9 protein-coding genes are annotated in these 11,292 nt (G+C 71.9%); 5 read left to right on the top strand and 4 right to left on the bottom strand.

The genetic code is table 11. From position 1 onward, the window contains the following. Positions 1 to 93 precede the first annotated feature (93 nt). Positions 94 to 1,053, top strand: coding sequence for a LysR family transcriptional regulator (locus ACIBAD_RS02360; protein WP_134068274.1), 960 nt, complete (start codon positions 94 to 96; stop codon positions 1,051 to 1,053). Positions 1,054 to 1,089: 36 nt separating this feature from the next. Here ACIBAD_RS02360 and ACIBAD_RS02355 read toward each other — a convergent pair whose 3' ends face one another. From ACIBAD_RS02355 to ACIBAD_RS02340, 4 genes are all read right to left on the bottom strand, one after another. Then, the gene (locus tag ACIBAD_RS02355) at positions 1,090 to 1,716 is read right to left on the bottom strand and encodes a TetR/AcrR family transcriptional regulator (protein ID WP_134068273.1); all 627 of its coding nucleotides are present in this window, start codon (positions 1,714 to 1,716) and stop codon (positions 1,090 to 1,092) included. A gap of 108 nt (positions 1,717 to 1,824) precedes the next feature. Further along, complete coding sequence (locus tag ACIBAD_RS02350) at positions 1,825 to 3,894, bottom strand: discoidin domain-containing protein (RefSeq protein ID WP_398903828.1); 2,070 nt, start codon at positions 3,892 to 3,894, stop codon at positions 1,825 to 1,827. A 187-nt stretch (positions 3,895 to 4,081) separates the two neighbouring features. Beyond that, positions 4,082 to 5,275: an aromatic amino acid transaminase gene (locus tag ACIBAD_RS02345; RefSeq protein ID WP_134068272.1), complete on the bottom strand. Its 1,194-nt coding sequence runs from the start codon at positions 5,273 to 5,275 to the stop codon at positions 4,082 to 4,084. After that, a complete protein-coding gene (locus tag ACIBAD_RS02340; protein WP_398903826.1) occupies positions 5,268 to 6,263 on the bottom strand; it encodes a DMT family transporter in 996 nt (331 codons plus the stop codon). Before ACIBAD_RS02340 ends, ACIBAD_RS02345 begins: the two co-directional genes overlap by 8 nt. A gap of 149 nt (positions 6,264 to 6,412) precedes the next feature. Between ACIBAD_RS02340 and ACIBAD_RS02335 the strand changes: the two genes are divergently transcribed. The 4 genes from ACIBAD_RS02335 to ACIBAD_RS02320 all read left to right on the top strand — a co-directional run bounded on the left by ACIBAD_RS02335 (position 6,413) and on the right by ACIBAD_RS02320 (position 11,261). After that, positions 6,413 to 6,871: an Lrp/AsnC family transcriptional regulator gene (locus ACIBAD_RS02335; RefSeq protein WP_134068270.1), complete on the top strand. Its 459-nt coding sequence runs from the start codon at positions 6,413 to 6,415 to the stop codon at positions 6,869 to 6,871. A gap of 285 nt (positions 6,872 to 7,156) precedes the next feature. Further along, the gene (locus ACIBAD_RS02330) at positions 7,157 to 8,665 is read left to right on the top strand and encodes an aldehyde dehydrogenase family protein (RefSeq protein ID WP_398903824.1); all 1,509 of its coding nucleotides are present in this window, start codon (positions 7,157 to 7,159) and stop codon (positions 8,663 to 8,665) included. Then, entirely contained in the window at positions 8,662 to 10,188 is a 1,527-nt protein-coding gene (locus ACIBAD_RS02325) for a GMC family oxidoreductase (protein ID WP_398903821.1), read from the top strand. The genes ACIBAD_RS02330 and ACIBAD_RS02325 overlap by 4 nt, the downstream gene beginning before the upstream one ends. Next, positions 10,185 to 11,261 (top strand): glycine betaine/L-proline ABC transporter ATP-binding protein, encoded by a 1,077-nt coding sequence (locus ACIBAD_RS02320; RefSeq protein ID WP_398903819.1) that lies wholly within the window; start codon positions 10,185 to 10,187, stop codon positions 11,259 to 11,261. Before ACIBAD_RS02325 ends, ACIBAD_RS02320 begins: the two co-directional genes overlap by 4 nt. Positions 11,262 to 11,292: the final 31 nt, after the last annotated feature.

Genomic DNA, 11,292 nt, shown 5'->3' with positions numbered 1-11,292 from the left:
AGTATGGGCGTGGACATGGCGAGATTGGGACATACCTGCGCGCATAAGGTCCGCGTTATGGTGCCGTGGGGTCACGCTGCGTAAGCTGCCGGGATGCAGCTGGAGTTGAGGCATCTGCAAGCCGTGTGCCAGATAGCGGAGTCCGGCAGTCTCGGTGGCGCGGCCCGCCGGCTGGGGGTCTCCCAGCCGGCGCTCTCCGCGCAGCTGCGCAGGATCGAGCGGGTCACGGGCGGCGAGCTCTTCGTCCGCGGCCGGAGCGGGGTGGAGCCCACCCCGCTGGGCCAGTTCGTCCTGGCCAAGGCGCGCCGCGTGCTCACCGAGATGGAGACCCTCGGGGCCGAGACCCGTGCGATGGCGACCGACGCCCCGCTGCGGCTCGGCTGCATCCTGCTCGTGCTGATCGACGGACTGCTCGCGCGGACCGACCTCGTCCTGTCCGGGCGGGAGATCACCGTGGACGTGGAGGACTCGGTGACCGCGCTCGTGCGGATGCTCGGCGCGGGCCGGTACGACGTCGTCGTGTACGGCGAGGTCAACGACCACGAGGTGGCGCTGCCCCAGGGCACCCTGGCCCGGACCCTGGTGCCCAAGGAGCCCTTCTGCATCCGGATGTCCACCCGGCACCCGCTGGCGGGGCGGGAGGTCCTGGACCTCGCCGAACTGGCCGGCGAGCAGTGGATGACCCTGGTGGAGGACGACGACGGCGGTCCCGAGGCGCTGGTCGAGGCCTGCGCGAAGGCCGGCTTCGCCCCCTCCCTGCGCCACCGGATCACCGACCGCAAGATGCGGCACGACCTGGTGGCGGCGGGCCGGGCCATCTCCCTCACCCAGCCCACGGCCCCCGCGGTGGAGGGCACGGTGATGCGCCCGCTGCTCGGCACCCCGATCACGGGCCGTATCCGGCTCGCCTGGAACCGCTCGGCGGTCTCCGCCGGGCAGGCGGACGCCCTCTACCGGGCGGCGGCCGGCGCGTACCTGGCCAACGTCGACAACAACCCGTTCCACCGCGCGTGGTGGGACGCCCACCCGGAGGCGCACCCGGTCCTCGGATGAGCAGGGCGCGGCCGGCCGGGACCGCTCACGGGTCCCTCAGGGGCGGAGGGGCCCGGAGGCCGGCAGCAGCCGCTCGTCGTGGACGAGGCCGGCCACGTGGTCGGACACCATGTCGAGGATCTCCGCCGCCGCGGCCGCGTCGCCGAGCACGAGGAAGTTCAGGGTCAGCCCGTCCGTCATCGCCGCCAGGTAGCGGGCCAGGACGGGCACGGGGACGCGCAGTCCGGCCCCCATGCCGCTGACCTGCTCGATCAGTTCCGCGTAGGTCGCGCAGTACAGCTCGTGCTGGCGCCGCGCCAGGTGCTCGAACCCCGGCTCGCGCAGAGCGTACTGGGTGAGCTCGTACGTGAGCATGTGCTCGGCGGGGTGGGCGCGGACGTGGTCCCAGTAGGCCTGGAAGCCGGCCCGGACGGTCTCGCGGAGGGTGGTGCGCGGCAGGATCGCCTCCTTGACCACCGCCAGGTAGTGCTCGGTGATCGTCTCGATGACCGATTCGAGCAGCGCCTGCTTGGAGTCGAAGCAGTAGTGGAAGACGCTCAGCGACACGCCCGCCTCGGCGGCGATCGACCGGGTCGTCGTCCGGGGGACGCCGTCGCGGGCCATCGCGCGGATCGCGGCCTCGGTCAGCTGCCTGCGCCGCTGCGCCAACGGCATCCGTGCCATGCGGAATCGGTTCCCTTCGTACGGGCGGAGGTACGGCCGGGGCCGGGGCCGTCGGGATCGGACGAGCCGATCCCGACGGCCCCGGCCCACGGGCGCCGCTTCGGGCCGTCAGCTGCTGTAGACGCCGACTTCGTGCAGGGAGTAGCCCCACTGCGTGCCGCGCCCCGCTCCGTGGACGCGTACGTACCGGGCCGGGACCCCGGCGAACCGCGCCGTGTCCAGGCCGCCGTCGCCGGTGGTCGTGGACCACACGGTCTGCCAGTTCGCGTCGTCCGTGGACACCTCGATCCGGTACGACTTCCCGTACGCGCGCTCCCAGTCGAGGGTGACGCGCTTGACGAGGCCGGGGGAGCCGAGGTCGATCCGCAGCCACTGGTCGTCGTTCCAGTCGCTCGCCCAGCGGGTGCCCGTGTCCCCGTCCACGGCCCGGCCGGGCGCGTAGCTGACGAACGGGTTCCACTCGGCGGAGCTGGCCGAGGCGGGCGCGCCCGCGGCGAGGTTGACGCCGGCCTTGTGCTGCTCGGACGCCCCCCAGGTGCGCAGGTAGGACTCGGCGCCCTTGAAGAGGTCGTCCACGACACCCTGGCCGCCGACGAGCCGGATGTCCTCGATCCAGTCGGGGACGAGGCCGTAGTGCGCCGCGCCGTCGGTGTTGAGGTCCCAGGTGCGCTGCCCGGTGGTCTGCTTGTCGATGACGGAGCCGCCGTCGGTGCTGCGGAACGGGTACTTCACCGGGTTCGGCGTGTCGGCGCCGCGCGGGCCCGGCCAGCCGCCGACCCCGTTCATGTCGGTGCCGTACCCGTAGCCCACGTGGTACTTCTCGCGCAGCGCGTCCGTGCGCGCGGCCTCGGCGCTGAACCCTTCGGCGCCGTTCATGTACTGGGCGGCGAACCCGCCCAGCTTGTAGAGGCGTTCGGTCCAGCCGAGGTCCATCCAGCTGTGCGAGGAGATCACGCCCGGGTAGGACTCGGATTCGAGGATGTCGAAGGCCCGGCCCGCGGCCTTGACGCTCATGTGGTCGACTTCGAGCATCATCTTGCGTTTCATCATCCCGCGCACGGCGTACTCACCGAGGTCGGTGAGACCGCGGCTGTTGCACTGCGCGCCGGCCGCGTACGAGGGGACCGACACGCCCGCCGGCAGCTCCTTCTGCGCCGAGGGCGCCGGTGCCAGGCCGATCGGGTTGTCGTGCTGCGGGCCGGTGCACTGCTCGGTCTTCCAGAAGGTGCCGGTGGACAGGAACTGCCCGACGTTGATCGCCGTTCCCAGGGCGCCCTCGTCGAAACGGACCCCGCACAGGGCGTTGTCGAACTTGTGGCAGAGGAACATGCTGCGGACGCCGAGCCGGTACAGCTCGTCGAGGCCGCGGTCGATGTCCGCCTTGCTGCACTGGGAGACGTCCAGGATCTGCTTGCAGCCGAACGGCTCGGAGGTCTCCACGCCCAGGACCACGGCCAGCTTGCCCTGCTGGACGACGTCGCGGGCCTGCGCGGAGTCGGTGACGATCCGGAACCAGCCCTTTCCGGGTCCGCCGTACATCTTGTCGATGAAGGCCTGCATGTCGTAGGTCTTCTGCGCCTCCAGGCGGATGGCGGTCATCTCGTCGCAGCTGCGGTCCTTGAAGAAGTAGACCGAGCAGATCACCCCGTTGGTGACGAGGTCGTTGACGAGGACGCGCTGGCCGCCGCGCCAGGCGCGCTCGATCCAGGCGTAGTAGTTCTGCTGGTGGGTCAGGGAGTCGTGGGCGGGCCAGTCCTTGAACGTCGGCCAGCCGGTGGGGTCGTGCTTGCCGTCCCCGCCCTTGGTGATGAAGTCGAAGATCGCGAGGGAGCCGTCGGGGTAGTGCTCGGGGCAGTCCTTGAGGGCGTCGGCCACCCCCAGGTCGGAGAACGCCTTGCCGCAGATGAGCCGGCCGCCGAAGCCCTCGTTGGACATGATGTGGTCGTGGGCGTCGACGAAGCCCCGGACCTGCCCTTGGGCGTCGGTGCCCTTGAACGGCTCGCCCGTGACGTTGATCTGGGAGTCGGGCGCGGGTCGCGCGGTGGGGTTCCACCAGCCGGCATCGCCCTCGGCGGCCGCGCCGGGCGCGGGGCCGAGGGCCATGGCCACCATGGCCAGGAGGAGGGCGAGCAGAGCCAGGGGCCTGCGCCTTCGGTGCGGGGCTCGGGTCATGGTCATCACTCACGTCATCGGTCGGTGGATGGCGCGGTCGAGGACGCATACCGTCTGAGGGAGCCGGCTGATTGTCATGTCCCGCGCAGCGTTGCGACGAGAATGGCTACCGGCGGTAACAGAGTCAAGGGTCCGGGACGGTTGACCTGATGGAATGTCAGGTGCCGGGTCGGTGTGATCCGGAGGACGCGGCCTACTCGGCGCCCTCGTCGAGCACGGCCGCGACGCCCTGCGCGAGGCAGGGGATCCGGTGCGCCGGGATCCCCGCGATGTTGATCCGCCCGGCCGTCGTCCCGTAGATGGCGAACCGGTTGCGCAGCCGCAGCATCTGGCGCGCGGTGAGCGGGAGCATCGAGAACATCCCCTTCTGCCGCGCCAGCACGTCGGCCTGCGCGTCCCACCCCAGCGCGGTCAGCTCCGCGGCCAGCCCGAGCCGGTTGTCCTCGATCCGGGCCCGCATCCCGTCCAGCTCGCCGCGCCACAGGGCGCGCAGCCCGTCGTCCTCCAGGATCGCGGTCACCACCGCGGCGCCGTGCTCCGGCGGCATCGAGTAGAGCGTGCGGGCCGCGTTCTGCAGCGCCGTCTCCACGTGCCGCAGCGACTGCCGCGAGGCGCCGAGCACGACGGCGCAGCCGGTCCGGTCGCTGTACAGCCCGAAGTTCTTCGAACAGCTGATGGCGACGAGCATCTCCGGCACCCGTTCCGCGAGCAGCCGCGTGGCCGCGAGGTCGGCCTCCAGGCCATCGCCGAGCCCGTGGTACGCGAGGTCCACGAACGGCACCCAGCCGTGCTCCGCGGCCAGCTCGGCCACGGCCTCCCAGGCCTGCGCGGACGGGTCGACGCCGGTCGGGTTGTGGCAGCAGCCCTGGAGCAGCACGACGTCGTCGCGCCGCGCCCCGCCGAGGTCGCGCAGCATTCCCGCCGTGTCGAAGCGGCCCTCGGCGTCGAGCCAGCCGTACGTCCGCACCGTCAGCCCGGCGGCCTCCAGGATGGGCCGGTGGTTGACGTACGCCGGATCGCTGATCCACACCGTCGTGCCCGGCCGGGTCCGGCAGATCAGATCGGCCAGCAGCCGCAGCGCGCCGCTGCCGGCGACGGTCTGGACGGCCACGGCCCGCTCGGCCGCGCCGCCGGAGCCCAGGACCAGCGAGAGCATCGCCCGGTTGAAGGCGGCGTTGCCGGATAGCCCCCGGTACTCCTTGGAGACGGAGCGCTCCGCCAGGCGTATCTCGGCCTCGCGCACGGCCGCCATGACCGGGGTGCCGCCCGTCTGGTCGCGGTAGACGCCGAGTACGAGGTTCAGGCGCTCGGGCCGGTCGTCGGCGCCGTACGCCTCGGTGAGGTCCCACAGCGGGTCGACGGGCGGCGGGAGGAGGAGCTCAAGCATGGTCGGGAACCTCGGGCTGGGTGCGGGGGAGGGGGCGGTTGCGGGTGGGCGGGCGCCGGTTGGCGAGGGCGACGCCCGCGGTGATGAGGGGGACGCCGACGAGTACGGCCGCGGTCGGCGACTCACCGAGCAGGGGGATGGCGAGCAGGACCACGGCGACCGGGCTGAGGCTTCCCACGGTGGAGCTGCGTTCCGCGCCCAGGCTGCGGATGGCGAAGGCGTACAGCAGGCCCGCGCAGAGGCCGACGCCCAGCCCCTGCACCACCAGGAACAGGGCGATGTCGCTCCCGGCGGCCGAGGCCAGGCCGGTGGGCAGCACCCCGGTCAGGACCAGGAGCGCCATCACCGCGAACGAGGGTAGGCACAGCAGGCCGATCGATCCGACGGGATCGAGGTCGACTTCCTTCAGCCCGACCGTGTACAGGGCCCACAGCCCGCTCGCGACGAGCAGGATCCCGGCGCCGGCCAGCACCTGCGTGTCCAGCGGGACGACGTAGCGCCACACCAGGGCGACCACGCCGACCGCGATCAGTCCGAGGCCGGCCGCCTGCGTGCCCCGGGGCGCGCCCCGGCCGCCGGCGACCATCAGCGCGGAGACGAACAGCGGGACCATTCCGGGGACGATCGAGCCGACGAACGCCGCCGAGGTCAGCGAGCCGCCGTACATCGCGGCCAGGAAGAACGGCACCCCGGCCCCGCAGGCGATCTTGAGCGCGGCAGCGGGGCGGACGGCGGCTATCCGCCGGCGCCGCCGCCACAGTGCGGGCGCCAGGACGAGCAGCGGGACGCCGAAGCGCAGCAGGGCCGCGTCGGCGGGCAGCAGCGAGGAGGCGCTCAGGGCCCGGGCGCTGAGCGCGAAGGCGGCCCAGATCAGCACGGTCACGACCAGCGCCAGGGTGCCCTTCGCCTGAGGGGACGGGCGCAGGAGGCCGGCGGCGCGGGCGGCCTGCGGGGGCGCCGTCGCGGGTCCGGCGTTCGTGGTGACCAAGGGGGCTCCTCCAGCCTCTGGGGGCCGGATCCGGCCACAGGGCAACGCTAGGTCTTGTGCCGGGGCAGCCGATTGCCAGTTCTGCCTCTCGGACATACGTTTGAGGCAGAATCTGCCAAAGAGGAGCGGAAAAGGATCGAGGAGGGGCGATGGACGCAGTCGATCTGCAGATCATCCGCGAATTGCAGGCCGACGGAAGGCTGTCCAACCAGGACCTCGCCGACCGGGTGCGGCTGTCCCCGTCGCCCTGCCTGCGCCGGGTGCGGCGGCTGGAGGAGGCCGGCCTGATCCGCGGCTACACGGCCATGGTCGACCAGGTCGCCTTCGGTCTGCCGATCACGGTCTTCGTCCGGATCCGCCTGGACCGCCACACGAAGGAGGCGGTCTCCGTCTTCGAGGGGCACGTGGCGCTCATCGAGCACATCCAGGACTGCTACCTGATGGCCGGAAGCAGTGACTACCTGCTGCGGGTGGTGATCGAGAGCCTGGAGGCGTACGAATCCCTCGTCCGCAACCGGATCCACGCCATCCCCGGCATCGCGTCGATCGAGTCGAGCTTCGCGTTCGGCAGCGTGAAACAGTCCCGGGTCTATCCCGGCCCCGCGTGAAGAACGCGCGGGGAGCGGGCGTCTGACGTCCCGAGCTGCGGTGCGGCGCCGGAGGCGCCCGTCCGTTCGTCACTACCCTGCGTGACCGTGTGTGGCGCCTGTGAACCTCTGGGAATCCGCTGCCGCCCGAACCGCCTTTCATGTCCGCATTTGCCCCATCTTCGGGGGTGAACAAGATCACTCTCCGCAAGGCATTGCGCATGGATGTCCGGGCCCTGGGCACGCGGCCGGACCGGGTCGGTGCAACCGGCAGGGGGATTCAGAGGACGAAAGGCAATACGCAACGTGACCGCAGCACAACAGAGCATCCATGTGGGCGGAGAGTGGCGCGCAGCCCTCTCCGGCGCCACGCGCGAGATCATCGACCCCGTCGACGCGACCGCCTTCGCGGTCGTGGCGGAGGGCGGCGTCCAGGACACCGACGAAGCCGTGGCTGCGGCCCGGGCCGCGTTCGACGACGGTGCCTGGCCGCGTACGCCGGTCGCCGAGCGTGCCGCCCTGCTGCGGCGGGTCGCCGCTCTGCTGGAGCGCGACCGCGAGCGGATCGGCGCCCTGGAGAGCCAGGACGCGGGCAAAACCCTGGAGGAGGGCCGCGTCGACGTCGACTGCGTCCGCGACGCCTTCCTCTACTTCGCCGACCTCGTGGAGAACGAGAACGGCGGACGGGTCGTCGACGCCGGCTCGGACGAGATCCGCAGCGTCGTCGTGCACGAGCCGGTCGGGGTCTGCGCACTGATCACGCCGTGGAACTACCCGCTGCTCCAGGCCAGCTGGAAGATCGCGCCCGCCCTCGCCGCCGGCAACACGTTCGTGATCAAGCCCAGCGAGATCACCCCGCTGACCACCGTCGCACTGATCGAACTGCTGCTGGAAGCCGGACTTCCGCTCGGCGCGGCCAACATCGTCACCGGCCCCGGCGGCACGGTCGGCGCCCGGCTCGCCGAACACCCCGACGTCGACCTCATCTCGTTCACGGGCGGTCTCGTCAGCGGCACCAAGGTGGCGAAGGCGGCTGCCGACAGCGTGAAGAAGGTCGCCCTCGAACTCGGCGGCAAGAACCCCAACGTGGTGTTCGCCGACGCCTGTTCCACGCCCGAGGCGTTCGACACCGCCGTCGACCAGGCGCTGAACGCCGCCTTCATCCACAGCGGCCAGGTCTGCTCCGCCGGCTCCCGCCTCATCGTCGAGGAGCCCCTGCGCGACCGGTTCGTCGCCGAGCTCGCCCGCCGCGCACAGCTGATCCGCCTGGGGCGCGGCACCGACGAGGGCGTCGAATGCGGACCGCTGGTCTCCGCCGCCCAGCTGGCGCGCACCGAGGAGTACGTGGCCTCCGCCCTCGCCGAGGGCGCTGTCCTGCGCGCGGGCGGCGAGAAGCCGGACGGCCCCGGCTACTTCTACCGGCCCACGGTCCTGGACCGCTGCCACCGCGGCATGCGCGTCGTCCGCGAGGAGGTCTTCGGACCCGTCCTCACCGTGGAGACCTTCCGCACCGAGGAAGAGGCCGTCGCCCTCGCCAACGACACCGAATACGGACTCGCCGGAGCGGTGTGGACCTCCGACGGCGACCGGGCCCGGCGGGTCGCGGCCGCGCTGCGCCACGGCACCGTCTGGATCAACGACTTCCACCCCTACCTGCCGCAGGCGGAATGGGGCGGCTTCGGGAAGTCCGGCATCGGCCGCGAACTGGGCCCCGGCGGCCTCGGCGAGTACCGCGAGGCCAAGCACATCTACCAGAACCTCGCCCCGCGCCCCGTGCGCTGGTTCGCGGGCGCGACGGAGAAGGACCGGGCATGAACGACCAGCACGTGTACGACTACGTCGTCGTCGGCGGCGGCACCGCCGGTTCCGTGATCGCCTCCCGGCTGACCGAGGACCCGGACGTCAGCGTCGCCGTCATCGAGGGCGGCCCCAGCGACGTCGGCCGCGACGACGTCCTGACCCTGCGCCGCTGGATGGGCCTGCTCGGCGGCGAGCTGGACTACGACTACCCCACCACCGAGCAGCCCCGGGGCAACTCGCACATCCGCCACAGCCGCGCGCGAGTGCTGGGCGGCTGCTCCTCGCACAACACCCTCATCGCGTTCAAGCCGCTGCCCTCCGACTGGGACGAGTGGGCGCAGGCCGGTGCCGAGGGGTGGGACGCGGCCGCCATGGATCCCTACTTCGCCCGGCTGCGCAACAACATCGTCCCCGTCGACGAGGCCGACCGGAACGCGATCGCCCGGGACTTCGTCGACGCCGCGCAGACCGCACTCGGCGTACCGCGCGTCGAGGGCTTCAACCGGGCTCCCTTCCACGAGGGAGCCGGCTTCTTCGACCTGGCCTACCACCCGGAGAACAACAAGCGCTCCTCCGCCTCCGTCGCCTACCTGCACCCCTTCCTGGACCGGCCGAACCTGCACATCGCCCTGGAGACCTGGGCGTTCCGGCTGGAGCTGGAGGGCACCCGCGCCACCGGCGTGCACGTCCGCACCAAGGAGGGCGAGGAGCACGTCGTGCGCGCCCGGCGCGAGGTCCTGGTGTGCGCCGGGGCCGTGGACACCCCGCGCCTGCTGCTGCACTCGGGCATCGGGCCGCGCGCCGACCTGGAGAAGCTGGGCATCCCCGTCGTGCACGACCTGCCGGGCGTGGGGGAGAACCTGCTCGACCACCCCGAGTCGGTCATCGTCTGGGAGACGCACGGACCGATCCCGGAAAACTCCGCGATGGACTCCGACGCCGGGCTGTTCGTCCGCCGGGACCCGGCCTCCGAGGGCCCTGACCTGATGTTCCACTTCTACCAGATCCCCTTCACCGACAACCCCGAGCGGCTGGGCTACGAACGGCCCGCGCACGGCGTGTCGATGACCCCGAACATCCCCAAGCCGCGCAGCCGCGGCCGGCTCTACCTGACGAGCGCCGACCCCGAGGGCAAGCCCGCCCTCGACTTCCGGTACTTCACCGACGAGGACGACTACGACGGCCAAACCCTCGTCGACGGCATCCGCATCGCCCGGAAGATCGCCGAGAGCGAGCCGCTGGCCGGATGGCTGAAGCGCGAGGTGTGCCCCGGGCCCGAGGTGACCTCCGACGAGGAACTCAGCGCGTACGCGCGCCACGTCGCGCACACCGTCTACCACCCCGCCGGCACCTGCAAGATGGGCGCCGCCGACGACGAACTCGCCGTCGTCGCACCCGACCTGCGGATCCGGGGCCTCGACGGCATCCGGATCGCCGACGCGTCCGTTTTCCCCACCATGACCGCCGTGAACCCGATGATCGGCGTCCTCATGGTCGGCGAGAAATGCGCCGACCTGCTGGGAGGCACCACCCGATGAGCGCTCCGCACACCCCCACCACCCCCGCCCAGTCCGTCTTCTCCGTACGGGACCTGTGGAAGGTCTTCGGTCCGAAGGCCGACCGCGTGCCCGCCGACCCGGAGCTCGCGGCCCTCGACGCCGCCGAGCTGCGCGAGCGCACCGGCTGCACGGCCGCCGTCCGCGACGTCTCCTTCGACGTCAAAAAGGGCGAGGTCTTCGTCGTCATGGGCCTGTCGGGCTCGGGCAAGTCGACGCTCGTACGCTGCCTGACCCGGCTCATCGAGCCGACCTCGGGCACGATCTCCATCGACGGGGAGGACGTGCTGTCCATGGACACCGGCCGGCTCCGCGAGCTGCGCCGGCACCGGGCGGCGATGGTCTTCCAGCACTTCGGACTGCTGCCGCACCGCACGGTCCTCGACAACGTCGCCTACGGACTGGAGATCCAGGGCGTGGGGCGCGGCGAACGGCGCGAGCGGGCGGCCGAGTTCGTCACCAAGGTCGGCCTGGACGGCATGGAGCAGCGCAGGCCGGGCCAGTTGTCCGGCGGCCAGCAGCAGCGCGTGGGCCTCGCCCGCGCCCTCGCCGTCGACCCCGAAGTCCTGCTGTTCGACGAGCCGTTCAGCGCGCTGGACCCGCTCATCCGACGGGACATGCAGGAGGAGGTCGTACGCCTGCACCGGGAGGAGGGACGCACGATGGTCTTCATCACGCACGACCTGAGCGAGGCCCTGAAGCTCGGCGACCGCATCGCGCTGATGCGCGACGGGCAGATCGTGCAGCTCGGGACTCCGGAGGAGATCGTGGGCACCCCCGCCGACGACTACGTCAGGGACTTCGTCCGCGACGTACCGCGCGAGCAGGTGCTGACCGTCCGCTCGGCGATGCGCCCCGCCCTCGCCGGCGAGCACGAGGCCGGCCCCGCGCTCGCCCCCGGTGCCACCGTCCACGAGGCCATCGAAGCCGTCGCCCGTACGGGCGAGAACGCGCGGGTCGTCGAAGGCGGCCGGTGCCTCGGCGTGGTCGACCACGCGGGACTGCTCGGTGTCGTCGCCGGGGTCCCGGTCGCGACGGGAAAGGCGGTGGCCTGATGTACGCCCATACGACCTGGCCGCCGCCGGG

It is taken from the genome of Streptomyces sp. NPDC051109 (genome assembly GCF_044455885.1).
Classification (GTDB): domain Bacteria; phylum Actinomycetota; class Actinomycetes; order Streptomycetales; family Streptomycetaceae; genus Streptomyces.
This window is presented reverse-complemented; position numbering and strand designations above follow the sequence as displayed.

Coding starts and splice junctions, on each gene's coding strand:
- ACIBAD_RS02360 (WP_134068274.1), top strand. CDS start 94: ATGCAGCTGGAGTTGAGGCATCTGCAAGCCGTGTGCCAGATAGCGGAG.
- ACIBAD_RS02355 (WP_134068273.1), bottom strand. CDS start 1,716: ATGGCACGGATGCCGTTGGCGCAGCGGCGCAGGCAGCTGACCGAGGCC.
- ACIBAD_RS02350 (WP_398903828.1), bottom strand. CDS start 3,894: ATGACCATGACCCGAGCCCCGCACCGAAGGCGCAGGCCCCTGGCTCTG.
- ACIBAD_RS02345 (WP_134068272.1), bottom strand. CDS start 5,275: ATGCTTGAGCTCCTCCTCCCGCCGCCCGTCGACCCGCTGTGGGACCTC.
- ACIBAD_RS02335 (WP_134068270.1), top strand. CDS start 6,413: ATGGACGCAGTCGATCTGCAGATCATCCGCGAATTGCAGGCCGACGGA.
- ACIBAD_RS02325 (WP_398903821.1), top strand. CDS start 8,662: ATGAACGACCAGCACGTGTACGACTACGTCGTCGTCGGCGGCGGCACC.
- ACIBAD_RS02320 (WP_398903819.1), top strand. CDS start 10,185: ATGAGCGCTCCGCACACCCCCACCACCCCCGCCCAGTCCGTCTTCTCC.